General features: G+C 70.6%; 23 protein-coding genes and 1 pseudogene. 13 read left to right on the top strand and 11 right to left on the bottom strand.

What is annotated here, in order from left to right; genetic code table 11:
• Positions 1-924: a prephenate dehydratase gene (gene pheA, locus ACOKR1_RS00855; RefSeq protein WP_422934904.1), complete on the bottom strand. Its 924-nt coding sequence runs from the start codon at positions 922-924 to the stop codon at positions 1-3.
• A complete protein-coding gene (locus ACOKR1_RS00850; protein WP_422934903.1) occupies positions 924-1,247 on the bottom strand; it encodes a rhodanese-like domain-containing protein in 324 nt (107 codons plus the stop codon). The genes pheA and ACOKR1_RS00850 overlap by 1 nt, the downstream gene beginning before the upstream one ends.
• A gap of 93 nt (positions 1,248-1,340) precedes the next feature.
• Here ACOKR1_RS00850 and ACOKR1_RS00845 point away from each other — a divergent pair, with 93 nt between their 5' ends.
• Positions 1,341-2,840 carry an amidase gene (locus tag ACOKR1_RS00845; protein WP_422934902.1) on the top strand — a complete coding sequence of 500 codons (1,500 nt, stop codon included), beginning with the start codon at positions 1,341-1,343 and terminating at the stop codon, positions 2,838-2,840.
• On the opposite strand, the gene ACOKR1_RS00840 is transcribed toward ACOKR1_RS00845, so the two are convergent.
• Entirely contained in the window at positions 2,791-3,441 is a 651-nt protein-coding gene (locus ACOKR1_RS00840) for a DUF4190 domain-containing protein (protein ID WP_422934901.1), read from the bottom strand. The genes ACOKR1_RS00845 and ACOKR1_RS00840 overlap by 50 nt on opposite strands.
• 150 nt (positions 3,442-3,591) lie before the next feature.
• Here ACOKR1_RS00840 and ACOKR1_RS00835 point away from each other — a divergent pair, with 150 nt between their 5' ends.
• The 7 genes and pseudogenes from ACOKR1_RS00835 to ACOKR1_RS00805 form a co-directional block, all read left to right on the top strand.
• Positions 3,592-4,704, top strand: a complete 1,113-nt coding sequence (locus ACOKR1_RS00835; protein ID WP_422936709.1) for a M4 family metallopeptidase — start codon at positions 3,592-3,594, stop codon at positions 4,702-4,704.
• A gap of 63 nt (positions 4,705-4,767) precedes the next feature.
• Positions 4,768-5,046: a protealysin inhibitor emfourin gene (locus ACOKR1_RS00830; protein ID WP_422934900.1), complete on the top strand. Its 279-nt coding sequence runs from the start codon at positions 4,768-4,770 to the stop codon at positions 5,044-5,046.
• Between the two features lie 310 nt (positions 5,047-5,356).
• The gene (locus ACOKR1_RS00825) at positions 5,357-5,671 is read left to right on the top strand and encodes a hypothetical protein (RefSeq protein ID WP_422934899.1); all 315 of its coding nucleotides are present in this window, start codon (positions 5,357-5,359) and stop codon (positions 5,669-5,671) included.
• 40 nt (positions 5,672-5,711) lie between these two features.
• Complete coding sequence (locus ACOKR1_RS00820; protein ID WP_422934898.1) at positions 5,712-6,707, top strand: DUF2599 domain-containing protein; 996 nt, start codon at positions 5,712-5,714, stop codon at positions 6,705-6,707.
• A gap of 168 nt (positions 6,708-6,875) precedes the next feature.
• Positions 6,876-8,531, top strand: coding sequence for a phosphoglucomutase (alpha-D-glucose-1,6-bisphosphate-dependent) (pgm, locus tag ACOKR1_RS00815; RefSeq protein ID WP_422934897.1), 1,656 nt, complete (start codon positions 6,876-6,878; stop codon positions 8,529-8,531).
• A gap of 149 nt (positions 8,532-8,680) precedes the next feature.
• A complete protein-coding gene (locus tag ACOKR1_RS00810) occupies positions 8,681-9,160 on the top strand; it encodes a MarR family winged helix-turn-helix transcriptional regulator (RefSeq protein WP_422934896.1) in 480 nt (159 codons plus the stop codon).
• Positions 9,067-10,302, top strand: a pseudogene (locus ACOKR1_RS00805) (MFS transporter); the annotation flags it as partial. The gene ACOKR1_RS00810 and the pseudogene ACOKR1_RS00805, both read left to right, overlap by 94 nt.
• A 185-nt stretch (positions 10,303-10,487) precedes the next feature.
• Here the strand turns inward: ACOKR1_RS00805 and ACOKR1_RS00800 are convergent.
• Positions 10,488-11,093: a malonic semialdehyde reductase gene (locus ACOKR1_RS00800; RefSeq protein ID WP_422934895.1), complete on the bottom strand. Its 606-nt coding sequence runs from the start codon at positions 11,091-11,093 to the stop codon at positions 10,488-10,490.
• Between the two features lie 240 nt (positions 11,094-11,333).
• On the opposite strand from ACOKR1_RS00800, the gene ACOKR1_RS00795 reads away from it, so the two are divergent.
• Positions 11,334-12,620, top strand: a complete 1,287-nt coding sequence (locus tag ACOKR1_RS00795; RefSeq protein WP_422934894.1) for a uracil-xanthine permease family protein — start codon at positions 11,334-11,336, stop codon at positions 12,618-12,620.
• 38 nt (positions 12,621-12,658) lie between these two features.
• On the opposite strand, the gene ACOKR1_RS00790 is transcribed toward ACOKR1_RS00795, so the two are convergent.
• The gene (locus ACOKR1_RS00790; RefSeq protein ID WP_422934893.1) at positions 12,659-13,018 is read right to left on the bottom strand and encodes a VOC family protein; all 360 of its coding nucleotides are present in this window, start codon (positions 13,016-13,018) and stop codon (positions 12,659-12,661) included.
• A gap of 191 nt (positions 13,019-13,209) precedes the next feature.
• On the opposite strand from ACOKR1_RS00790, the gene ACOKR1_RS00785 reads away from it, so the two are divergent.
• Positions 13,210-14,460: a multidrug effflux MFS transporter gene (locus ACOKR1_RS00785; protein WP_422934892.1), complete on the top strand. Its 1,251-nt coding sequence runs from the start codon at positions 13,210-13,212 to the stop codon at positions 14,458-14,460.
• Here ACOKR1_RS00785 and ACOKR1_RS00780 read toward each other — a convergent pair.
• The 3 genes from ACOKR1_RS00780 to ACOKR1_RS00770 are packed head-to-tail and all read right to left on the bottom strand — an operon-like array spanning position 14,457 to position 16,877.
• A complete protein-coding gene (locus tag ACOKR1_RS00780; protein ID WP_422934891.1) occupies positions 14,457-14,720 on the bottom strand; it encodes a hypothetical protein in 264 nt (87 codons plus the stop codon). The genes ACOKR1_RS00785 and ACOKR1_RS00780 overlap by 4 nt on opposite strands.
• Positions 14,662-15,735, bottom strand: a complete 1,074-nt coding sequence (locus tag ACOKR1_RS00775; RefSeq protein WP_422934890.1) for an MFS transporter — start codon at positions 15,733-15,735, stop codon at positions 14,662-14,664. The genes ACOKR1_RS00780 and ACOKR1_RS00775 overlap by 59 nt, the downstream gene beginning before the upstream one ends.
• 26 nt (positions 15,736-15,761) lie before the next feature.
• Entirely contained in the window at positions 15,762-16,877 is a 1,116-nt protein-coding gene (locus tag ACOKR1_RS00770; RefSeq protein WP_422934889.1) for a glycerate kinase, read from the bottom strand.
• 52 nt (positions 16,878-16,929) lie between these two features.
• Here ACOKR1_RS00770 and ACOKR1_RS00765 point away from each other — a divergent pair, with 52 nt between their 5' ends.
• Positions 16,930-17,520 carry a TMEM175 family protein gene (locus ACOKR1_RS00765; RefSeq protein WP_422934888.1) on the top strand — a complete coding sequence of 197 codons (591 nt, stop codon included), beginning with the start codon at positions 16,930-16,932 and terminating at the stop codon, positions 17,518-17,520.
• 120 nt (positions 17,521-17,640) lie between these two features.
• Here ACOKR1_RS00765 and ACOKR1_RS00760 read toward each other — a convergent pair whose 3' ends face one another.
• Together ACOKR1_RS00760 and ACOKR1_RS00755 are read right to left on the bottom strand one after the other, a co-directional pair.
• Entirely contained in the window at positions 17,641-19,296 is a 1,656-nt protein-coding gene (locus ACOKR1_RS00760; protein ID WP_422934887.1) for an alkaline phosphatase family protein, read from the bottom strand.
• Positions 19,297-19,478: 182 nt separating this feature from the next.
• Positions 19,479-20,246 (bottom strand): glycerophosphodiester phosphodiesterase, encoded by a 768-nt coding sequence (locus ACOKR1_RS00755; RefSeq protein WP_422934886.1) that lies wholly within the window; start codon positions 20,244-20,246, stop codon positions 19,479-19,481.
• A gap of 32 nt (positions 20,247-20,278) precedes the next feature.
• On the opposite strand from ACOKR1_RS00755, the gene ACOKR1_RS00750 reads away from it, so the two are divergent.
• Together ACOKR1_RS00750 and ACOKR1_RS00745 are read left to right on the top strand one after the other, a co-directional pair.
• Positions 20,279-20,764, top strand: coding sequence for an NUDIX domain-containing protein (locus ACOKR1_RS00750; protein ID WP_422934885.1), 486 nt, complete (start codon positions 20,279-20,281; stop codon positions 20,762-20,764).
• Complete coding sequence (locus ACOKR1_RS00745; RefSeq protein WP_422934884.1) at positions 20,761-21,609, top strand: PhzF family phenazine biosynthesis protein; 849 nt, start codon at positions 20,761-20,763, stop codon at positions 21,607-21,609. Before ACOKR1_RS00750 ends, ACOKR1_RS00745 begins: the two co-directional genes overlap by 4 nt.
• Before the next feature lie 108 nt (positions 21,610-21,717).
• On the opposite strand, the gene ACOKR1_RS00740 is transcribed toward ACOKR1_RS00745, so the two are convergent.
• Positions 21,718-23,220, bottom strand: a complete 1,503-nt coding sequence (locus tag ACOKR1_RS00740; RefSeq protein ID WP_422934883.1) for an aldehyde dehydrogenase (NADP(+)) — start codon at positions 23,218-23,220, stop codon at positions 21,718-21,720.
• Positions 23,221-23,241 lie beyond the last annotated feature (21 nt).

Here is a 23,241-nt window from a genome sequence, read left to right as displayed (position 1 = left end):
CTAGGCGCCGAGGATTCCGCCGAGCCACGCGCGGCTCGCGTCGAAGGCCCGATCGGTGTTGTGGGCCAGGACGTCGGGCTCGACGGCGTCCGCTCGGCGATACGAGCCGAGGAACCGCGTCTGCGGGCTCAGCCGGTGCAGGCCGGCGAGCGCGTCCGCGACGCGGGCGTCCTGGGCGTGGCCCTCGGCGTCGATACTGAAGAAGTAGTGGCCGAGGTATTCTCCCGTGGGCCGCGACTCGATGCGTGAGAGGTTCACGCCGCGTGACGCGAATTGCCACAGGATCTCCATGAGCGCGCCGGGATGGTCCTCGGGCAGGGGCACGGCGACGGTCGTCTTGTCGGCGCCGGTCCGCGGCGGGAGCCCAGACGGGCGGGACACGAGGATGAATCGCGTCACGGCCCCCGCGTTGTCGCCGATGTTGTCTGCGAGGACTTCGAGTTCGGGCCGCTCCCCCGCGACGATTCGGGCGCAGATGGCAGCGTCGCCGGGGCGCGAAGACGGGTCCAGAAGGCCGAGGGCCCCTGCGGCTGTCGATGACGAAGGCACATATTCCGCTTGGGGCACGTTTGCCGCCGACCATCCGCGACATTGTGCCCACGCGTGCCCGTGCGTGAAGATTCGCCGGACGTCCTCGAGCCGGGTCCCCGGCCGTGCGACGAGGACGAACGTAATCGGCACGAGCTCCTCACGCACTATCCGCAGCTCGGGGCCGGTCGAGATCGCATCGAGCGTAGCGGTCACGCCTCCCTCGACCGAGTTCTCGATGGGCACCATCGCCGCGTCCGCCGATCCCAGCCGCACGCGGTCGAGGGCCTCGTTGACGCTGCTGGAGGGGACGCGGCTCGCATCCCGCGCCCCGGGGACCTTGAGGAGGGCAGCCTCGGTGAAGGTCCCCTCGGGACCGAGGAACGTGTAGATCACTAGAGGACCGTCGGCCGATGGCCGTTCTCGGACACGAGGGCCCGTCCGGACTCGAGCCACGCGTCCATGCCGCCCAGGACATTCACCGCGGTATACCCCTGGTCGACGAGCCAGCTCGTGACGCGTGCGGAACGGCCGCCCGTGCGGCACACCACGAGCAGGTCCTCATCGGGATCGAGCTCGCCAAGGCGCGCGGGCAGCTGATCCATCGGGATGTGCAGCGCCCCTTGGGCGTGACCAGCCTCCCATTCGTAGTCCTCGCGCACGTCGAGCAGAACGCCTGCCGGCAGCTCGTCGACGCGGACGGATTCGAATTCGGGCATGGGTGCCTCCTGATGAAACGCTGTTCTCACTCAAGCCTATAGTGAGTACGCCGCGCCGGGGCGGGGCATGACGAGACGCCTGAGGAGGGCCGCATGGACGACGGCGTGGCCCGCCTTTCCGCGCGAGGCCTCCGCGACGCTCTGCGCGCCGGCGAACTCTCGGCGAGGGACGCCACAGGCCACTTCCTGTCCGTGATCGAGGCCGCGGACCACCGCCTCGGGGCCTTCGTGACCGTCACCGCGGACCGGGCCCTCGAAGCCGCCGCCGCGGCGGATCAGGCCCACGCCGCGGCGCGACGCGCCGGAACGCTCGCTGCGCTCCCACCACTTCACGGCATGCCGACGGCGTTCAAGGACCTCGTCGACGTCGCGGGCGTGCCAACGACCCACGGAAGCGCCACGATCAGCCCACGCCCCGCGCCCACGGACGGCCCCCTCGTCGAGCTGCTCCGAACCGCGGGGGTCGTCTCGCTCGGCAAGACCCAGGTCCCGGAGTTCGGACTCACCGCGTACTCGGAGAACCGCATCGCGCCGCCCTCGCGGAATCCGCACGCGCCCGCCCTGAGCTCGGGCGGCTCGTCGGGCGGTTCCGCGGCGGCCGTCGCCGCCGGTCTGCTGCCGTTCGCGCCCGGGAGCGACGGCGGCGGCTCGATCCGGATTCCCGCGGCCGCCTGCGGGATCGTGGGGCTCAAGCCGGGGCGCGGCCTCATCCCGGCGGGACAGAGCGCGGGCGACGCCGCACGGCTCGTCGTCGCGGGCCCCCTCGCGCGGACGGCAGAGGACGCCGCCCTGCTCCTCGACGCCCTCGTCGCCCCGGGCGGGCCTAGCGGCGCGGCCGATCCGCGCCATGGCCGGCACGCGGCGTCGTACGTCGACGCGGTGAACCGCGAGCCGGGGCGGCTCCGCATCGGCGTCGCGCTAGCGAGCCCGTGGGATCAGCGCTACCGGATCGCGCCCGAGGCGGAGGCGTCCGCGGCGCTGCGCGTCGCCGTCGCCCGGCTCGACGCCGCGGGCCACGCCGTCGCGGAAGCGGATATCCGCTACGACAACCGCTACCCGGACGCCTTCACGGCTGCGTGGACGGCCGGCGTCGGGACCCTGAGGATCGCGCCCGAACGCGAGCCGCTCCTCACGCCCCTCACACGCGCGTTCCGCCGGCGCGCGCAGCAGCGAAGCCGCGCGCGGCTCGACGAGGCGCTCGCGTTCCTGCGGCGCTTCGAGCGCGACACGATCGCCCAGTTCGCGCCGTGGGACGCCATCCTCACGCCCGCCCTCGCCCAGACGCCGCGGCCCATCGGCTGGTTCTCGGGCGCCGAATGGCGGACGACGGCGGACGCCGACTATGCGCGCCAATGCGAGTTCGCGCCGTGGTCGTCGATGGTCAACGTCTGCGGGCTGCCCGCCGTGAGCATCCCGACGCACTGGACGGACGGCGGGCTGCCCATGGGCGTTCAGCTCGTGGGGCCTCTTGGGTCGGAGGGGAGGCTCCTCGCGCTCGCGCGGACCCTCGAGACTCCGCGGGTGGTACGGCCCGGAGGCCCGCTCAGTAGCCCGAGTGGTACGAGCCGACCGAGGCGATGCCGATCGCGATAAACGCGAGGATCGCGACAGTGATCAGGAGGCAGAAGTAGCCTGTCGCGAGGCCCGCGATCGCGAAACCCCGTCCGGCTGGCTCGCGGGAGAGCGCCAGGTGGCCCAGGATGACCGCCGCCACCTGGGGCAGGAGGAAGACGCCGAAGCCCAGGAGGGACGCGATACCGCACACCATGGACGCGATGCTCAGGCCACGCGGCTCCGGGGGCGCGTAGGCGTACGGCTGCGCCGGATACGAGTACGGGGATTGCTGGGGCTGGCTGTATAGGGGTTGGTTGTATTGGGGTTGGCTGTACTGCGGTTGGTTGTACTGGGGCTGCTGGTAGTAGGCGCCCTGACTGTACGGACCCTGGCCATAGCCGGGCTGGGCTGGGGCATCCCGCGGCGGCTCGGGCGACGCCTCAGGCGTCTGGCCGAGGGGCGGCGCCGGCGCGTGCGGAATCGGCGGGATTGGCCGCGTGGTGTGGCGGCTCTCGCGGTGGATCGGTTCGGTGGGCCGATCGGCCGGCTGCGATTCGCTGGGCTGCGGCTCGCCGGGCTGCGGCTCGTTCGGTTCCGGCCGGTCGCCGGGCGTGGCGGCGCCACTCTGCGGGTCTGACATCTGTCCCTCCGTCACCTCGCGCATGTCCCCATCGCATGCTGCCACCAGCGTACCTTCGGAAGGCGGCGTCGGGCCTTCGCCAACCGCATGAGCGCGGCCCGCTGGGAGGCTCGATAGATTGTCGGAGGGCCCCCGTAGCGTGGCCCCATGATGACAGAGCGCGCACCCATCCGACCCGGCGCCATCCCGCCGTACCTCCTCGAGCGGCTCGCGAACGCGGCACCGCACGGCGCCGTGCTCGAGAAGTCGAGCCTCGCCGTCGTCGCCGAGTTGGCCAGGCGCACGCTCTTGACCGATAGCCGGCTCCGGGGGGACCGCGCGTCGGACGGCGTTGGGGCGCGTCCGGCCCCCTCCGACGCCGGGCTCGACCGCGAGATCAGCGACGCCGAGAACAGCGAAGCGCTGCCGGGGCGGCTCGTGCGCAAGGAGGGTCAGGCGGCGGTCGACGACGGCGACGTGAACCGCGCGTACGACGGGCTCGGGGCCACCTACGAGTTCCTCGAGGACTCGTTCGGCCGCTCGAGTCTCGACGGCGCGGGGCTCGCGCTCGAAGGCACGGTTCATTACGGCAGCGGCTACGACAACGCGTTCTGGGACGGCTCGCGCATGGTCTTCGGAGACGGCGACGGCAGGGTCTTCAACTCGTTCACGTCCTCGCTCAGCATCATCGCCCATGAGCTGGGCCACGGCCTGCTCCAGTACACGACCAACCTCGTCTACGAGGGCCAGTCCGGGGCGCTCAACGAGAGCTTCGCGGACGTCATCGGCGTTCTCGTCGAGCAGCATGCGGGCGGGCAGAGTGCGGACCAGGCCACGTGGATCGTCGGCGAGGGCATCTTTGCGCGAGGCGTGAAGGGCGTGGGAGTCCGGTCCCTCAAGGCGCCGGGCACCGCGTACAGCGACCCCGTGCTCGGCAAGGATCCGCAGCCCGCCCACATGGACGGGTTTGTGCGGACACGCGATGACAACGGCGGAGTCCACCTCAACTCCGGCATCCCGAATCACGCGTTCTACCTCGCGGCGACGGCGCTCGGCGGGCCCGCGTGGGAGCGGGCCGGGCGCGTATGGTTCGAGACCGCCGCCCAGGGCCGACTCCCGGCGGACGTCGACTTCCGCGGCTTCGCCCGCGAGACTGTCCTCGTGGCGCGGCAGTTGTTCGGCCGCGAGTCCGGCGAGGAGCGTGCCGTGCGGGACGGTTGGCGGGGCGTGGGAATCACGGTCCGGCTGCCCGCCAACGCAGCCGGCCGCGCGTCGAGAGCGTGAGGCCGGGCGCGCGCGTTAGCCCGGCAGAGCCATGAGGAGGGAGAGGCAGCGGTGAGAGTCAGCGTGTCCCGGTCGGGGGGCGTCACCGGCATCCCGCGGCGTGCCGCGGTCGAGTTCACGATGCGGGGCGAGCGCACCCCGGACGACGACGCGTGGGCGGCCCTCTACCGAGCGGCTCGCAGCCAGTCCGGGGAGTTCGCGGACCGCGGCGGGCCCGGGCTCGCGCGCGATGCGTTCCAGTGGACAGTGCGGCTCGGGCGCCAACGGGTAGACGTCCCGGATCGGACCCTCACTGGGCCGCTCCGGGAACTGGCGGAGAAGGTGCTGAAGGAAGGCGCGTAACTCGCAATACGCTCCGGGCCGGCGTGTGCTCTGGGACCGCGCGATCGGAATGCTGAGCTCGATCTCCGTGCCGGACGCCCCCCTTTTAAGTGGCCTCGTGGGCGAAGTTAAGTGGTTAAATCCGCGAATTCAGTGGTCCAAACTATTGAATCTCCGTGCGCCTGTAGTGATACATTGCAGGCAGATTCGGAACTTTGGCCAGCGGGCAATGTATTGGGGAACTCGGTTGGGTATGAGACTAGCGCAACAGCTCGCGTGCTTGCTCGCCGCATTTGCTCTGAGCGCATGCGCGCCAAACGTGGATATGAACTTGTTCCCCAAGGACGAACCCCAAGCCCGCGCCATGATGGAGAAGGTGGCAGGCGCCGCGAAGTGTGGAAGCTTCGAATATTTCAACCACACGTCGAACTCTTGGAAGTACACGTGCCAGCAGGGCGAACGGGACTTCACGCTAATCACGGCATCTTCCAAGGAGACCCTCGATGAACTCTCCGGAAAACTGAGGGCCGACGGCTTTGCGTGCATCACCAAATCGACATACATCGTTGTGGCACCAAAGGACACGGGCGGCCTGAAAATACCCGGAGGGTACTCCTCACCAGAATGGCTTACTCCGTTCGAGTGAGATCGCGCACTTCAGGGGGATGAAAATGGTGGGGGAATCAATGAAGAAAACGGCACTCGCAATCATATCGATTCTCGCGGGGGTGCAGTTCCTGCACGCCGCGCCAGCCTCGGCCTCGCCACCTGACTGGGCCAACGGTGTCGCGTCAGCCGTGGAAAAGGTGGCGCCTCCGATCTACCCCGCGTCCCGCGGAAAGTCTGCGAATGGCCTCGTACAACCCAAGAGCCAGCCCAAGAAGGCCTCGGTGCGGGTACAGGACCGGGCCACTGTGATTGATGCAGCCACGAATCCCGTCACGAAGTCCGTTCTCAGCATCACTGTCGTCAATGCTGCAGAACGTCGAGGGCAAGCAGCCAACGGAAGCGTCGTCATCGGCTCATCGAACCCGGCTGTCAGCTTTGCGGTGCAGAGCTACGAGCACGGAACCCGCATCTCGAGCGTCACGAGCGACCCGAGCGGTTCTCTGCAGACGTACGAGCTCGCGGACGGCTTTGCCTTCACACCGACACCCGAGGGCGGAGCACTGGTCGTGGACAAGGCCGGAACCGCCGTCGGGCAGCTTGCGAGCCCATGGGCAAGGGATGCGACAGGACGAGATCTCCCAACGTCGTACACCTTCGAGGGTTCTCGCATGACGCAGTCTGTGGACACGTCCGACCGGAACACGCAATTTCCGGTAGTCGCGGACCCTTACTTCGGTATCGACCTCATCGACCACGCGTACTGGAAGTTTGAAGTCGACGGTTGGGTGTTCAAGGTGTTCCCCGCCTGGTGGGCACGCTCGAACGCATACTCCTCGCACTCATACCTGGTCGGAGCCTTCGGTTGGGACGAGCTGTACTCCAAGTACGCGAGTGCCGGCCTTAACACCAACCTCAATGGCATGCGCGATCAGTACATCTGCCATCAGGTCGTGGTGGGTGTTCGCGACCCCAACAAAGAGTCGTGGAACCTCGACGAATGGCGTCCTGACGTCGGATGGTGGGAAACCGTCAACAGCTACTGCAATCCCGGCGGGAATCGCTTGTTCGACTGAGCGCCAGGAGCAGCGCGCAGGGGAAGCCGTCCTCGGTTGGGCCACAGGGGCGGCTTCACCACGCGTGGCGGCTCATCGGCACTCGAATGAGCCTCCCGCGGGCCGTCACCACGGGAAATCTTCACGCGCACGCCACGCACGGTTGGTGTTCTCTGCAAAGCTATGGGCATGGCTAACCGAGCAGGCACCGTTGCCCTCCCCACCGACCTCGTGGACATCACGGCACTCCTGGACGCCTATTACGACGTCTCGCCGGACCTGAGCGATCCGGGCCAGCGCGTCGCATTCGGGACCTCGGGCCACCGCGGCTCGAGCCTCAAGGCGTCCTTCAATGAGAAGCACATCGCCGCCATCACGCAGGCGATCGTCGAATACAGAGCCGGCCAAGGCATCCGCGGGCCCCTCTTCCTCGCGCGCGACACCCACGGACTGAGCGAGCCCGCCACCAACACGGCGCTCGAAGTCCTCGGCGCGAATGGCGTCACGGTTCTCATCGACGCGCGCCACGGCTATACGCCGACCCCGTCCCTGAGCCACGCGATCCTCAAGTACAACGCCGGGCGTTCGGAGGACGACCCCGCGCGCGCCGACGGCATCGTCGTCACGCCGAGCCACAACCCGCCGGCCGACGGCGGCTTCAAGTACAACCCGCCGCACGGCGGCCCGGCCGACACCGACGCGACAGGCTGGATCGCGGACCGCGCGAACGCCCTGCTCGAGGCGGACCTCAGCGGAGTCAAGCGCATCCCGCTTCAGGACGCGCTCGCCGCGGACACGACCGGCCAGTACGACTTCCTGTCCTCGTACGTCGACGACCTCCCGCAGGTCCTCGACATCGCGGCGATCCGCGATGCGGGCGTGCGGATCGGCGCGGACCCCATGGGCGGCGCATCGGTCGACTACTGGGGCGAGATCGGCGAGCGCCACCACCTCAACCTCACGGTCGTCAACCCGACCGTGGACCCGCAGTGGGCGTTCATGACGCTCGACTGGGACGAGAAGATCCGCATGGACTGCTCGTCGCCCTCGGCGATGGCCGGGCTCATCGCCAAGGTCAACTCGGGCGAGGCGAAATACGACATCGCGACCGGCAACGACGCCGACGCCGACCGCCACGGCATCGTGACCCCCGACGGCGGGCTCATGAACCCGAACCACTACCTCTCCGTGGCGATCGACTACCTGTACCGGAACCGCACGGGCTGGCGGCCGGACTCGGTGGTCGGCAAGACGCTCGTGAGCTCCTCCATGATCGACCGGGTGGCGGGCGGGCTCGGCCGCAAGCTCGTCGAGGTTCCCGTGGGCTTCAAGTGGTTCGTGCCGGGGCTCCTGACGGGGCAGGGCGCATTCGGTGGCGAGGAGAGCGCTGGCGCGAGCTTCGTCAAGCTCGACGGCGGCGTGTGGACCACGGACAAGGACGGCATCCTGCTGTGCCTCCTCGCGTCCGAGATCCAGGCCGTCACCGGACAAAGCCCGTCCCAGCGCTACGCGGACCTCGCCGCAAAGTATGGGTCGCCGTCGTACGCGCGCGTCGACGCCGCGGCGAGCCGGGAGCAGAAGGCCAAGCTCGGCAAGCTCTCCGCCGCCGACGTGACGGCGACGGAGCTCGCGGGCGAGCCGATCACGGCGAAGCTCACGGAGGCGCCCGGCAACGGCGCGAAGATCGGCGGGCTCAAGGTCACGACCGAGAACGCGTGGTTCGCGGCCCGGCCGTCTGGCACCGAAGACGTGTACAAGATCTACGCCGAGTCGTTCAAGGGCGAGGACCACCTCAAGCAGGTCCAGGCCGAGGCGAAGGCGCTCGTCGACTCCGTCATCTCCTAGCGCTCCTCGTTGCGCCGTCACGTTCGCTTGGTGCGCACCCAGCGAACGTGACGGCGCAACGTTTGGGACCCAGCGAACGTGACGGCGCAAACGCCACGGGTGACCGCGATCATATACTTAGCAAAGCTAATGAACTAGGCTAAGTATCGATGATTCCCGCCGCAGCTCCCGAAGCAACACCCACGCCACTGCCCGCCGGGACCGGCACGCCCGATCTCGGCGAGCTCGCCGTCGAACTCCGCATCGCGATCATGCGCACCTCCCGCCTGCTGCGCATCCAGGCCGGGAGCGACGTCGTCACCCCCGGGCAGACCACGGTCCTCGGGCTCCTCGCGAAGCGCGGGCCGCAGACGATGCGCCAGCTCGCCGACGCCGAGTGCGTCCAGGCGCCCAGCATGACGCGCACGGTCAATGCCCTCGCAGCCCAGAATCTCGTAAGCCGGAACGACAATCCGACGGACGGCCGCCAGGTCGTCGTCGAAATCACCGATCAAGGCCGAGCCATCGTCGAAGAGTCGCGACGGCTGCGGTCAGCGTGGCTCGCGGCCCGCCTTCAGGGACTCCCCGAGGCAGACCGAGCCACGATGCACCGCGCCGCCGAGATCCTCCTCGAGATGGCGGCCAAGTGAGCAAAACGTTCAGAGCCCTCCGCCACCCGAACTACCGCCTCTGGGCCGCCGGCGCCCTCGTCTCCAACGTTGGCACGTGGATGCAGCGCGTCGCCCAGGACTGGCTCGTGCTCACCCAGCTCACACACCACGACGGCGCCGCCGTGGGCATCACCACGGGGCTTCAATTCCTTCCCATCCTCGTGCTCGGGCCGTACGCCGGCGTCCTGGGCGACCGGCTCGACAAGCGCAGACTGCTCATCGGAACGCAGGCCGCGATGGGCCTGCTGGCCCTGCTCCAGGGCGCGCTCGTGCTCACGGGCGCGGCTCAGCTGTGGCAGATCTACGCGATCGCGTTGCTCCTCGGCGTCGCGAGCGCCTTCGACGCCCCGCCGCGGCAGGCCTTCGTCTCGGAGCTCGTGGGGCGCGCGGACGTCCCGAACGCAGTGGCGCTCAACAGCGCGTCCTTCAACCTCGCGCGCCTCGCGGGCCCCGGCATCGCGGGCGTGCTCATCGGGATCATCGGCACGGGATGGGTGTTCCTGCTCAACGCCGCAACGTTCGCGGCGGTCCTCACGTCCCTCACGCGGCCGCGCGTCGACCTGCTGCACCGCAGTGCGCCGCTCCCCCGCGGCAAGCATCAGATTGCCGAGGGGATCCGCTACGTGCGGACCCAGCCGCGCATCGTGCTCATCATGGCGATGGCGGCGCTCGTCGGGATGTTCACCCTCAACTTCCAGGTCACCAACGCGCTCATGGCCGCCGATGTGTTCCGCGCCGGCCCGGACGCGTACGGCCTGCTCGGCTCGATCATGGCGATCGGCACCCTCGCCGGGGCGCTGCTCGCGGCGCGCCGGAAGGGGCCGCGCATGAGCCTCCTCGTGGGCGCGGCGATCGTGCTCGGGGTCGCGACCGTGGTCGCGGCGACCATGCCCAGCTATGTCTGGTTCGCGATCATGCTCGTCCCCGTGGGCCTCGCCTCGATCACGTTCCTCAACCTGTGCAACACGATCGTGCAGCTCAGCACCGACGCCCAGTACCGGGGCCGGGTCCTCGCGCTGTACATGGCGGTCATCCAGGGCGGGACGCCCATCGGCGCCCCGCTCGTCGGGTGGATCGCGAACACCGCCGGGCCGCGCTGGTCCGTGCTCGTGGGCGGGTTGGCGGCACTCGCCGCCGGGGTCCTCGGCGTCGTGGCCCTGAGCCGGTGGGGCGACGGCACGCTGCGGGACCAGCTGCGTTCCGCGTGGGCGGCGCGGTGGTCGCGCGAGCTCGTCGGTGCCGGCGCCGTGGCGACGAGCGCCTCAACCCCGACCCCCTTACCAGACACTGGGCCAAGTCTCTCGGATCAGAGGGTCTCGACGACGTCCTCGAACGCGAACTTCGTCTTGGCGGGGCCAAAGGCGTCGGCGCCCGGCCGCCCGATGTTCACGACGAGGAAGCTCTTGCGCCCACCCTCAGGGAAGAACTCCGCGTCGATCCCGGCGAAGTCAGCACCCGTCATCGGGCCCGCCGCGAAGCCGAGCGCGCGCACGGCGAGGATGAAGTAGCCGGCCTGAAGGTGCGCGTTGTCGCGGCCAGTGCCGTAGCGGAGGGACTCGTCGCCGTCGAACATCGCCTTCGCACGCAGGGCCGCGGGGAGGAACTCGTCCCACTTCTCGTGCCACTCCGCGTCGAACGCGAGGACCGCGACGAGCGGGGCCGTGCGGGTCTTCTCCTGGTTGCCGGGCATCATGTGCGCCACGAGCCGCTCGCGGGCCTCGGCCGAACGCACGTACGTGATGCGCAGGGGCTGGTTGTTGAACGCCGTCGGACCGAACTTCGTGAGCTCGTAGATGGCCTGGGCCTGCTCGTCGGTGACCTCGCCCGTGAACGTGTTGGCGGTGCGGGCCTCGACGAAAAGCGCGTCGACGGCGGCCGCGTCCAGTGCGGCTTCCTGGTGGGCGATGCTCATGCTGGTCTCCTTCTGCGGAAAACGAAAGGTCCTCCGAAACGGCGGTGGCGCTGTCCGTCACCCTCTGAGGTGACAAACCCGCCGTCGTCCGCAAGGCTTCCGCTTGGGACGGTGAGATTCGCCACACCGATTCCGCGGGAGCGCGCCCCCGCAGCCGGCTGCAGCGCGACCCGCGAGTAGGATGTCCCCCGGCGATCACACCCTGCCCGCCCACCCTCACCCCTCGGAAGGCGCCAGCGCATGAGCATGCTCGGAACCAGATGGAAGCTCCATGGCGACGGCCGCTCGGTGCGACCCGGGGAGGTCGTCGCTCCGCAGGAGCGGCTCGCGTGGCCGCTCACCATCGGAATCGGCCTCCAGCACGTGGTCGCGATGTTCGGTGCCACGTTCCTCGTGCCGATCCTCACGCACATGCCGCCGGCCACGACGCTCTTCTTCTCCGGAGTCGGCACGCTTCTGTTCCTCGTCATCACGCGGGGTCGGGTGCCGAGCTATCTCGGTTCCTCGTTCGCCTTCATTGCGCCGATCCTCGCGTCGCAGCAGCAGTACGGCGTCGCGGGGGCGCTCGGCGGCGTGGTCGTGGCCGGGGCCGTCCTCGCCCTCGTGGGCGCCGTGGTCCAGCGCTTCGGGGCGCATTGGATCAACATCGTCATGCCGCCGGTCGTCACTGGCTCGATCGTGGCGCTCATCGGGCTCAACCTCGCACCGGCCGCGAAGCAGAATTTCGTGGCCGCGCCGGTCACAGCCCTCGTGACCCTCGTCGCAATCATCCTCGTGAGTGTGCTGTTCCGCGGGATTCTGGGCCGCCTCAGCATCCTGGTCGGCGTGGTGGCAGGCTATCTCGTGGCGGTGGCCCGCGGCGAGGTCGACTTCTCGAAGGTGGATACGGCCGCGTGGATCGGCCTCCCCCATTTCCAGACCCCCACGTTCCACGTCGGGGTCCTCGGCCTGTTCGTGCCCGTGGTCCTCGTGCTCGTCGCGGAGAACATCGGCCACGTGAAGAGCGTCGCAACGATGACGGGGCAGAACCTCGACGGCGTCTCCGGGCGGGCGCTCATGGCCGACGGCGCCGCGACCGTGCTCGCGGGGCTCGGCGGAGGCTCGGGCACCACGACGTACGCCGAGAACATCGGCGTCATGGCCGCGACGAAGGTCTACTCGACCGCCGCATACTGGGTGGCCGGCGCGTGTGCGCTCCTGTTCAGCTTCTCGCCCAAGTTCGGCGAGCTCATCGCGACCGTCCCGCAGGGCGTGCTCGGCGGCGCCGCGACGATGCTCTACGGCTTGATCGGCGTGCTGGGCGTCAAGATCTGGGTCCAGGGCCGCGTGAACTTCTCGAACCAGATCAACCTCACGACCGCGGCCGTGGCACTCATCGTCGGGATCGCCGACTACACGTGGACGGTGGGCCAGCTGAGCTTCGCGGGCATCGCGCTCGGCTCGGCCGCCGCGCTCCTCGTCTACCACGGCATGACCGCGCTCGCGCGCTGGCGGGGCACGGTGCGGGAGCCCGAGACCGAGCGCTGAGGAGCTAGTAGCGCCCAGCCCTTGGGGTCAGCGGCGCGTCACTCGCGGCACAGGCAGAACGGGTGGCCCGCGGGGTCGAGGAACACACGGAACGTGGTCCCGGGCTGGTACTCGGCCTTGCTCGCGCCGAGCTTGAGGACCTCGGCCTCGGCGGCATCGAGATCGTCCACGGTGACGTCGAGGTGCATCTGCTGCGGGACGTCCTGCGTGGGCCAGCGGGGAGGGCTGTAGTCCTCCACCTTCTGGAACGAGATGAGCTGACCGTACTCGGCGCGGATCTCCGCCCAGTCGGCTTCGGAGGTCTCGGTCTTCCAGTCCAGGAGCGCGGCGTAGAACGCCCCGAGCTCGGTCGGGTCGGGGCAGTCGATGACGAGGCTTGGGTAACGTGCGATGGCCATGACCCACAATCTAGCCGCCGCTGCGGACAGGGCCTGTCCTCAGCGCGCCGGGAGCCCGGGGCGCCGAAGGGCCCGAAGGAGGTACTGCGCCGAAGGAGGTACTGCGGGTACCTGTATCGACAGCCCTCTCCCCCGCACAGCGCCAAGCTGATTACCTGAGAGGACACAAAGCTACGACCGATAGGGACGCCATGACCGCAACCGACGCCTCGACGCGCACCACCCAGCGCACCGTGAGCCGCTCGCTCGCCGTGGTGCTCGGCCTGCTCACGGCGTTCGGCCCCATCTCGATGGACCTGTACCTCCCGGTGCTGCCCGCGCTCACGCGGGACCTCCACGCGGAGACCTCGACCGCCCAACTGACGGTGTCGGCATGCCTCCTGGGCCTCGCCTTCGGCCAGATTGTGGCGGGCCCGCTCTCGGACCGGTTCGGCCGCCGTCGCCCGCTCTTGATCGGGATCGTCGCCTACATCGCTGCCTCGGCGCTGTGCGCGGCAAGCCCCACGATCGAGACGCTCATCGCCGCGCGACTCGTGCAGGGCCTCGCGGGCTCCGTGGGCATCGTGACCGCGCAGGCGGCGGGCCGCGACCTGTATTCGGGCGGGAAGCTCGTGCGCTACTACGGCCGGCTTGCCGTGCTCGGCGGGCTCGCCGCGATCATCGGGCCCGTGATCGGCGGGCAGATCGCCGCGTTCACGGACTGGCGCGGGGCGTTCGTGTTCCTCGCGGTCGCCGGGGTGGGGATCCTCGTGGCGTCCGCGATCATCTTCCGCGAGACCCTCCCCGCCGAGCTCAGGACCGAGGGCGGGCTCCCCCACACCATGCGCAGCTTCGGGCGGCTGCTCTCGGACAGCACGTTCGTGGCCTCCCTCCTCGTCACGGCTTTCACGGGCGCCGCCCTGTTCGCGTACCTGGCCGGCGCGACGTTCGTGCTCCAGGGGATCTACGGGCTCACGCCGCAGCAGTACGCGCTCGCGTTCGGGCTCAACTCGCTGGGCTTCATGGTGTTCGGCTTCACGTCGGGGCGCACCTCGGAGCGTTGGTCGGAGCGGCGAACGCCCGCGATCGGCCTCGTGCTGTGCGTCGCGGGGGCGCTGCTCCTTCTCGTGACGGCGCTGCTGCATCTGCCCCTCGTCGCGGTCATCGTCTCGCTCTTCACGATGGTCGCGGGGGTCGCTGTGACCAATCCGCCGTCGACCTCGCTCGCGCTGTCCGGGTATCGCGACATCGCGGGGACCGCATCGTCACTGCTCGGGCTCACCCGATTCCTGTTCGGCGGCCTCGCTGCGCCGCTCGTGGGCCTGGGCGGCGAGCACAACGCGACCGGCCTCGGACTCGTGGCTGCCGCCTCGGCCGTCGCGGCGGCTCTCGCGTTCGCGGTCGTGACCGGGATCGGCGGCCGCTCGCGCCGGCTCGCGCGCGCCGAGGCTACTCGGGCCTAGGCCGTCGCCGCCCGCGGGCGGTGCGTCCAGAACAGGACCGGGATCAGCAGGAGCGAAAGGAAGCCGCCGGCGAGCGAGAGCGTCCCGTAGCTCGAGGACGCCATGACGACGCCGGACATCGCTCCCCCGCCCGCGCCGGCCAGCGCGATGAGGACGTCGATGGTGCCCTGCGTGCGGGGGCGGTTCTCGGGCACGGTCGCGTCAATGACGAGCGCCGTTCCCGAGATCAGGCCGAAGTTCCAGCCCAGGCCGAGCAGCACGAGCGCGACGATCAGCAGCCCGAGCGAATCGCCGGGCGCCACCGCCGCGACGGCCCCGGCCGCGAGCAGTCACCCCGGAGGCGATCGCCATCGGCACCCGGCCGATCCTGTCCACGAGCGCGCCCGTGAGCAGCGACGGCAGGTACATCGCGCCGACGTGCAGGCCGATCACGAGGCCCACGGCGGCGAGACTCTGATGGTGCGCGCGCATGTGGATCGGCGTCATCGTCATGATCGCGACCATCGCAATCTGTGTCAGGATCATCACCGTCGCGCCCGCATAGGCGCCTCGCGCGGGACGAGGGACGACGACGGCGGGCGAGGTCCCGCCGTCGTCCGCGCGCTCCGCTTGGGTGATGGCGCGCGCGAGCAAGTAGGGGTCCGGGCTCAGGAGCGCGAAGAGGACCGCGCCCGCAGCGAGATAGGCGACGGCGGCGAGCAGGAACGGGCCGGCGAGCGGCGGGATGCCGAGGCTCGCCGCGAGGTCGCCGAGGGGCGTGATGAGGTTCGGGCCGGCCACGGCGCCGAGGGTCGTCGAGACCATGGCGATGCTCACCGCCGTGCCGCGGCGCGACGGCGCGGCGAGGTCCGTCCCGGCATAGCGGGCCTGGAGGTTGGTCGCGGTGCCGGCGCCGTAGACAAAGAGCGAGACGAAGAGGAGCGGCACGAGGCCGGTCACGGCCGCTATCACGACGCCGGCCGCGCCGAGGCCGCCCGCGGCGAATCCGATGCCGAGGCCCGCGCGGCGACCCCAGCGCTGAGTGAAGCGGCCCACGAGGAAGGCCGTGAGCGCCGAGCCCAGCGTGAAGAGTCCCGTCGGCAGGCCGGCCAGTCCGTCTGAACCGAGCATGGACTGCGCGAGGAGGCCGCCCACCGAGATGCCCGCGGCGAGCCCGGCGCCCCCGAGCACCTGACCGGCCACGACCACGGTGAGCGTGCGCTTCTGCACGCGCGCGAGCCCTTCGGCGTCGGGCACGGCGAGGCTTCGGGTGCGGATGCTCTCAGGCGATGTCACGGTGGATCTCCTTCGTTGCGCCACGATTATGCGCCGGCCAGGAGCTCCGCGACCGCTCGTCGGAGGTATGCGGCGCCCTCCGCCATCGCCTCGGCCGGGCTCGGCGCGAGGTCCACGAGCGCGCCCGCCACCTCGATGCCGTGCTCGGCGAGCTCCTCCGGGGTCGCGAGGATGCGACCGGCTGCCGCGACCACGGGGATTCCCCGCTCACGCGCCCGGTCCGCGAGGGCGATCGGAGCCTTGCCCGTGAGCGACTGGCCGTCGAGGGAGCCCTCGCCCGTGATGACGAGGTCAGCGCCGTCGAGCTTCTCGTCGAGGCCCACGAGGTCGGCGACGAGTTCGAAGCCGCTCTCGAGCTCGGCCCCCGTATACGCGAGGAACGCCGCCGGGAAGCCGCCCGCCGCGCCCGAGCCGGGGACGTCGACGTCGCGACCCGTCGACTCGGCGAGGACTCGCGCCCACGTGCTGAGGCCGGCGTCGAGCGCGGCGACCGTCTCCGGGTCCGCGCCCTTCTGCGGGCCGAACACGTGCGCCGCGCCATCGGGACCGTGGAGCGGGTTCCGGACGTCGACGGCGATGCGGAACCGCGCGCGGGCCAGACGCGGGTCGAGTTCGGAAGCGTCGATCGTGACGACGTCCGCGAGCGCCGCGCCGCCCAGCGGCACGACGTTGCCCGCGGCGTTGAGCGGCTTGAGGCCCAGCGCGCGGAGGGCACCCGAACCGCCGTCGGTCATCGCCGAGCCGCCGAGGCCGAGGACGATCTCGGTGGCCCCCGCGTCGAGCGCGGCGGCAATGAGCTGACCCGCGCCGTACGAGTGTGCGCGACCCGCGGCCTCGGGAGTCGGCCCGGAGTCGAGCAGCGCGAGGCCCGAGGACTGCGCGGTCTCGATGACCGCCGTCGTGCCCCTGATCGCCCACGACGCTCCGACCGGCCGCAGGATCGGCCCGACCACGGCGTTGTTCCTCTCCTCGAAGCCCGCCGCGACGGCCGCCTCGAGGGTGCCTTCGCCGCCGTCGGCGATCGGCACGCGGGTGACCTCGGCGTCCGGGTAGACGCTCAGGGCGCCTTCGGCCATCGCGTCGGCGGCCTGGGCCGCGGTGAGGGAGCCCTTGAACTTGTCCGGGGCAATGAGGATGCGCATTCCCTCATCCTGCCAGCCGCGCACTCGCGGCGCCGAGTGTTTCAATGTCACCGTGGAGACCAATCGCGTCGAGGCCTTCAGTGACGGTGTCCTGGCCATTGCCATCACCATCATGGTGCTCGAACTCAAGACCCCGAACACCCCGGACCTGCACGGCATGCTCGAGGTGCTGCCGACCCTGCTCACGTACGTGCTGAGCTTCGTATACATCGGGATCTACTGGACCAACCACCACCACCTCATGCACCTCAGCAACCGGGTGGACGGCGGGGCGCTGTGGGCCAACCTGAATCTTCTGTTCTGGCTCTCGATCGTGCCGTTCACCACCCGATGGATGGACGAGAGCAGCCTCAGCACGCTGCCCGTGCTCCTGTACGGGATCAACCTCCTGCTCGCGGCGATCTCGTACACGATCCTCCAGACCCGGCTCATCCGGATCCAGGGCGCGGAGAGCCCGCTGCGGCACGCCATCCGGAACGACGCCAAGGGCAAGTGGTCCATGGCCGTCTACGTGGTGGGCTGCGCGGGTGCGTTCCTGTCCGTGTGGGTGAGCGTGGCCGCGTATGTTGCCGTTGCGGCGCTCTGGATCGTGCCGGATCGGCGCATCGAGCGGGCCGTCGCGGGGCAGAGCGAGCCCGAGTGAGCCTTCGTGCCCATCTAGCGGCTCCGCCCCCGGCGCGCCATTGAGCGACGCGCCGAGGGCGGAGACGATTCAGGCCTCAAAGTGGGCACGAAGGGACGAGCCCCCGGACCCTGATCTGCACTAGCTCTGCGGGAGAGCCTTCGTGCCCTCGATCTTGACCGCCTCGAGGGCGTTCACGTCGAGGCCCAGCGCACGCAGGATCGTCGGGGCGATCTGCGTGGTCTCGACCGGGGCGGAGACCGTGGCCGCGCCCGAGTCGGTGCCGCTCGAGACGACGATCGGCACGTGGCGGTCCTGGGCGTCGGCGCCGCCGTGCTCGGCGATCTTGCCCTTGCCGCCCGTGTAGACCACGCCGTGCTGGACGATGCCGAAGATGTCCGGGATGCGCTCGTCCGTGGCCGAGGCGTGGAAGTAGTCGGCCACCTGCGAGCCCGCGTACACCGTCCCGAGGCCCGAGTTCTGGACCGTGATCGCCGAGCCGCCGATGTTGTTGCCGGCGGCCGCGTGGGAGGTCAGGTACTGCTTCGCGAAGTCGGCGGCCGCCTGCGTGTGCTCGTTGAGCCAGAGCTGCATGACGTCGTCATCCGTCGCGAAGGCCACGAGGTCGCTCGCGTGGCCGGCCGCGCGCCAGGCCGCGTTGAGGCCGTCGATGATGGGACCGTCGTCGACGCGCTTGAGGGACGCGGGGTCCATCGGGGACTGGCCGTGCTTGGCCGAGAGGATCACCGTGGTCTTCTTGGCATCCGGCGTCTTGGCGATCGCGGCGGTCATCTTGCCGACCTGGGCGTCGACGAAGTCGAGCGCCTTGGACAGCAGCGGGCCGGGCGTCACGCCGTCGGCGAGGTAGCCGCCGGCGAGGCCGTCCGACTTCGGGAGCTTCTGAGCCGTGGAGATGCTCTGGAAGTTCATGCCGAACACGGCGGGCTCGCCCGCGTTCGTCGCGCCGGAGTGGTCCTTGCCCGCGATCTCGTTGAGCACGGCCTGAGCCTTGTAGCCGTCATACTGCTGGGTCGCGGCGTTGTCCTTGGTCCAGTCGCCCTTGAACCCCGCGATCGACGCGTCGGAGTTGATCTCCGGCGCGAACAGGTCGTCGATTCCGGTCCCGGACGGGCCGCTCAGGATGTCGTAGGCGGCGTGCTTGTCCGACCACGCGGTCCGGAGGCCGGCCTGCTTCGCGACCTCGAAGACCGTGTTCACCTTGAGGTACTCGTTCGGGTACACGGGCTTGCACGTGGTGGGGTCGACGGGGAGCTGGCTCGGGTCGAGGAGCGAGCGGGGGGTGCCGGTCATCTGGAGGATGCTGTTCGGAAGGCCCGCGAGGCCCTGACCAGCGTCGAGGGCGTTCGGGTTGCGGTCCGCGCCCTCGGTGTAGGCGACCTCGGCGCCGGGTGTCGCCGTCGCGCAGTTCGTCGTGCCGGCCGGCAGGAGGTTCCGGTTCCAGGTGTCGTCGTAGTACACGCCCGTGGTGCCGGGGTTCCCGCCCGTGACCTGGCCGACCATGCCCGGGAAGGAGTCCGACGGGACCGGGGTCTGGGCGTTCGTGTAGTCCGTGCCGTGGCCCACGAGGGCGGCGAGCGCGGAGCTCGGGTGCGCCGTGACGTACCAGTCGAGGTCCGACTGGTGCAGGCCGTCCACCGAGAGGAGGACGACGTGCTTGCCTGAGTTGGCCTTCTGCGGGCCGTCGCCCGGCGCCGCGACGGCGGCGCTCGCGACGCCCGTCGCGGCGAGCGCCGCGCCGAACACCGCGGCGACTGCGCGCTTCGTGCTGGTCTTCATGCTTCTCCGTTCCGGCGCGCTCGTGCGCGCCTCGTGCCTCCGGCCGCGCGGGGCGGCCAAGCGAGATCCTTTCAGCGCACGACGGCGGCACCTGGCCGAGACGGGAGTGTTCTACGAGATTTCGGCTGGGCGTTGCCAACTTCACGGGCAATTGCCGGGCAACTCCGAGGAGTTTCCCCTTGTCAACCGCCGATTGGCCATGCGCGCCGCGCCACGAGGACGTCACGCAGGAGGTCGGCCCGGTCCGTGACGAGGCCGTCGACGCCGAGGTCCAGGAGCCGGTTCATGTTCGCAGGCTCGTTCACGGTCCACACGTGGACCTGCTTTCCGAGGGAGTGCGCCCGGGCCACGAAGGCCGGCGTGACGATCCGCAGCGGGCCCCGGCGCTCCGGGACTTGGAGGCAGTCGACGTCGTGCAGCGCCCTCCCGAGCACCCCCGACGGGAGGACGGGCCCCGCCACGGCGAGCAGTGCGATCGTCCTCACGCCCGCCGAGGACGCGACGTGGCGCGAAAGCCGCGCGAGGACCGCCCTGCGCCGCGCGTCCGAGAACGAGGCGACGAGGACGCGGTCGTGGAGGCCCAGGCGCTCGATCGCGTCCGCGAACGGGACAACGGCCTCGGCAGTCTTGACGTCGACATTGAGCCGCGCGGCGGGCAGCGCCTCCGCGAGCTCGTCGAAGCGCAGCACGCGCTCCACGCCACCGATCCGCGCCTCGGAGACCTCGCGCCAGGTCAGGTCCGCGATCCGGCCGGTCCGGTCGGTGACGCGGTCGAGCGTGTCGTCGTGGAACGCGACGAGGACGCCGTCCGCGGTCGCGTGCACGTCCGTCTCGAGGTGTGTGAAGCCGAGGTCCCACGCCGCACGGAAGGCCGTGAGCGTGTTCTCGAGGCCCGCGAGGGAGAAGCCGCGGTGGGCCAAGGCCACGGGGGCGCTGTGCAGGTAGCTCACGCGGTCACGGTACCCCGGGTACGCTCGAACCCATGGAGGATCTCAGCCCGGTGAGCCGGGAGTACTTCCGCACGCTTCCGCGCCGCCGGGTCGCCGCCGGACTCGTGATCCGCGACGGTGACGGTCGCGTGCTCGTCGTGAAGCCGAACTACAAGGACGGCTGGCTGCTTCCGGGCGGGACCGTGGACCCCGGGGAGGCGCCGCGCACGGCCGCGCGCCGCGAGGGACGGGAGGAACTCGGCCTCGACATCGAGCCGGGCGCGCTCCTCCTCGTGGCCCACTCCGCGTTCCCCGACCCCATCGGGGACGGGCTCTCCTTCCTGTACGACGGCGGCCAGCTCCCCGAGGGCGCGGAAGTCGTGCTCCAGGAGGAAGAGCTGACCGAATGGAAGTTCCTCGCGGACGAGGACTTCGCATCGCATTTCGGCGCGCACGGCGCCCAGAACGTGCGCTCCGCGCTCACGGGCCTCGCCGAGGGCCGCACGGTCGAACTCGAGGACGGGATGGAGCTCGTATGAGCCGGCGATTCAGCCAAGTGGACGTCTTCACGTCCGAATTCCTGCGGGGCAATCCGGTCGCGGTGGTGCATGACGCCGGGGCCGTCGCGGACCAGGACATGGCCGCGTTCGCGCGCTGGACCAACCTCTCCGAGACGACGTTCCTCCTGCCGCCCACGCGTCCCGGCGCCGACTACCGCCTGCGCATCTTCACGCCGGGCGGCGAGATCCCGTTCGCCGGCCATCCGACGCTCGGCTCCGCTCGGGCTTGGCTCGACGCTGGCGGCGTCCCGGCCACGGCGGGGCGGCTCGTGCAGGAATGCGGGGTGGGTCTCGTCACCATCGCGGACGACGGCGGGCGGCTCGCCTTCGCGGCGCCCCCGCTGCGGCGTTCGGGGCCGGTTGACGCCTCGGACCTCGCCGCCGTCGTCGGCTCGCTGAGGCTCGGGGCAGACGACGTCGTCGACGCGGCTTGGGTGGACAACGGCCCCGGCTGGGTTGGGGTGCTCCTGCGGGACGCCGCCGACGTGCTCGCGCTCGAGCCGGACTACACCGCGATGGGCGACTACCTCGTGGGCGTCGTCGGGCCTTACCCTGAGGGCTCGGACGCCCGCCTCGCTGGGGTCCACTTCGAGGTCCGCGGCTTCGCACCAAGCCTCGACGTCCCCGAGGACCCGGTCACGGGCAGCCTCAGCGCCGGGCTCGCCCAGTGGCTCATCGGGAGCGGGCGCGCGCCGTCGTCGTACATCGCCCAGCAGGGCACGGCACTCGGGCGGCGCGGGCTCATCCGCCTCGCCGCGGAAGGCACGGAGGTGTGGGTCGGCGGAGACACTGTCGTCGGGATCCGCGGCACCGTCGAGCTGTAGGTCGGGGAGGCCACCCCCGCGCCGAGAAATGTCCCGCCCTAACTGACGTTGAGGGCGGGACATTCTTGCGGGAGAGCATGAGTCCGCCGCCCCCGCACATGTCTGCGCCTATTCCTCCCGCGCCCCGTCCACAAGCCGCGGCACGCCGAGCGGGTTGGCGTCGCGGAGCGCCTCGGGCAGGAGGTGCTGCGGGAAGCCCTGGTAGGCGACGGGGCGCAGGAAGCGGTCGATCGCGGCGGTGCCGACGGAGGTCGAGGTGACAGAGGTCGTCGCCGGGTAGGGGCCGCCGTGCTGCTGCGCATAGGTCACCGAGACTCCCGTGGGCCACTGGTTCCACAGCACGCGGCCGGCCTTGCGCGAGAGCACCTCGACGAGCCCGGCGACGTCGCACGATTCGGTGCCGTGGATCGTCGCCGTGAGCTGCCCCTCGAAGGACTCGGCGAGCGGCGCGAGCTGGGACTCGTCGTCGTACGTCACGACGACGGCGGTGGGCCCGAAGCACTCGGCCTGCAGCGCGTGCGGATCGGCGAGCATGTCCGCGGCCGTGGTGAGCAGGAGGGTTGGGCTGGGCGGATCGGCGAGCGGGTCTGGGCCCTGCACGAGGACCTCGATCCGCGGATGCGCCGCGAGCCCCTCGAGCACGCCGGCGTAGCCCGCCTGGATGCGCTCGTTGAGGAGCTGCGCGGCGGGCGGGAGGGCGGACCGGCGGAGCTCCCCGACGAGGCCCGAGCGGGCCGGAACCACGAGGGTTCCCGGCTTCGTGCAGAACTGCCCCGCGCCGAGCGTGAACGAGCCCACGAAGCCCGCGGCGATCTCGGCGCCGCGCCCGGCGGCCGCGGCCTCCGTCACGAAGACGGGGTTGTTGCTTCCGAGCTCGCCGTAGAACGGGATGGGCACGGGCCGCGAGCTCGCGATGTCGAAGAGGGCGCGCCCGCCGGGGATCGATCCCGTGAAGGCGCCCGCCGCGACGCGCGGGTCGCGCAGGGCCGCGGCTCCTGCCTCCGTGCCGACGAGGAGCGCGAAGGTGCCCTCAGGGGCGCCGGCCTCGGCGAGGGCCGCCGCGACGACCTCGGCCGTGAGCCGGGAGAGTCCGAGGTGGCCCGAATGCGCCTTGAGCAGCACGGGGCACCCGGCGGCGAGCGCGGACGCGGTGTCCCCGCCCGCGACCGAGAACGCAAACGGGAAATTGCTGGCCGCGAAGACGACGACCGGGCCGAGGGGGACCCGCACTCGCCGCAGGTCCGGACGCGGTGCGCCCATGGGCCACTCCGCGTCGGCGTGGTCGATGCGCGCGTCGAGGTAGCCGCCGTCGCGCAGGAATTCGCCGAAGAGACGGAGCTGGAACGTGGTGCGCTTGAGCTCGCCGCGGAGGCGCCCCTCAGGCAGGTGGGTCTCGGCCTGGGCGACGGGCACGAGTTCGCCGGCGGCGGCGTCGAGCGCCGCCGCCACGGCGTCGAGGAGGCGCGCGCGCTCAGCGGGACGCAGGGCCGCGAGCGGGGCGGCGGCACGCTGGGCGGCGTCCAGAACAGATTCGAGGTCGACGGCGGGCGTGGGTTCGGCTGTCTGGGAGGGTCGGGCGGGTGGGATGGGTTCGGAGCGAACAGCGGTCATCGGCTTTCCTTTCTCATGAGG

Source organism: Sinomonas sp. P47F7 (genome assembly GCF_049332655.1).
GTDB lineage: Bacteria > Actinomycetota > Actinomycetes > Actinomycetales > Micrococcaceae > Sinomonas.
This window is presented reverse-complemented; position numbering and strand designations above follow the sequence as displayed.

Excerpts from the sequence above, each read along its gene's own strand:
- ACOKR1_RS00835 (WP_422936709.1), top strand. The coding sequence starts at position 3,592 with ATGACAGAGCGCGCACCCATCCGACCCGGCGCCATCCCGCCGTACCTC.
- ACOKR1_RS00850 (WP_422934903.1), bottom strand. The coding sequence starts at position 1,247 with ATGCCCGAATTCGAATCCGTCCGCGTCGACGAGCTGCCGGCAGGCGTT.
- ACOKR1_RS00795 (WP_422934894.1), top strand. The coding sequence starts at position 11,334 with ATGAGCATGCTCGGAACCAGATGGAAGCTCCATGGCGACGGCCGCTCG.
- ACOKR1_RS00770 (WP_422934889.1), bottom strand. The coding sequence starts at position 16,877 with ATGCGCATCCTCATTGCCCCGGACAAGTTCAAGGGCTCCCTCACCGCG.
- ACOKR1_RS00745 (WP_422934884.1), top strand. The coding sequence starts at position 20,761 with ATGAGCCGGCGATTCAGCCAAGTGGACGTCTTCACGTCCGAATTCCTG.
- ACOKR1_RS00785 (WP_422934892.1), top strand. The coding sequence starts at position 13,210 with ATGACCGCAACCGACGCCTCGACGCGCACCACCCAGCGCACCGTGAGC.
- ACOKR1_RS00820 (WP_422934898.1), top strand. The coding sequence starts at position 5,712 with ATGAAGAAAACGGCACTCGCAATCATATCGATTCTCGCGGGGGTGCAG.
- ACOKR1_RS00750 (WP_422934885.1), top strand. The coding sequence starts at position 20,279 with ATGGAGGATCTCAGCCCGGTGAGCCGGGAGTACTTCCGCACGCTTCCG.
- ACOKR1_RS00740 (WP_422934883.1), bottom strand. The coding sequence starts at position 23,220 with ATGACCGCTGTTCGCTCCGAACCCATCCCACCCGCCCGACCCTCCCAG.
- ACOKR1_RS00840 (WP_422934901.1), bottom strand. The coding sequence starts at position 3,441 with ATGTCAGACCCGCAGAGTGGCGCCGCCACGCCCGGCGACCGGCCGGAA.
- pgm (WP_422934897.1), top strand. The coding sequence starts at position 6,876 with ATGGCTAACCGAGCAGGCACCGTTGCCCTCCCCACCGACCTCGTGGAC.
- ACOKR1_RS00810 (WP_422934896.1), top strand. The coding sequence starts at position 8,681 with ATGATTCCCGCCGCAGCTCCCGAAGCAACACCCACGCCACTGCCCGCC.
- ACOKR1_RS00760 (WP_422934887.1), bottom strand. The coding sequence starts at position 19,296 with ATGAAGACCAGCACGAAGCGCGCAGTCGCCGCGGTGTTCGGCGCGGCG.
- ACOKR1_RS00790 (WP_422934893.1), bottom strand. The coding sequence starts at position 13,018 with ATGGCCATCGCACGTTACCCAAGCCTCGTCATCGACTGCCCCGACCCG.
- ACOKR1_RS00845 (WP_422934902.1), top strand. The coding sequence starts at position 1,341 with ATGGACGACGGCGTGGCCCGCCTTTCCGCGCGAGGCCTCCGCGACGCT.
- ACOKR1_RS00800 (WP_422934895.1), bottom strand. The coding sequence starts at position 11,093 with ATGAGCATCGCCCACCAGGAAGCCGCACTGGACGCGGCCGCCGTCGAC.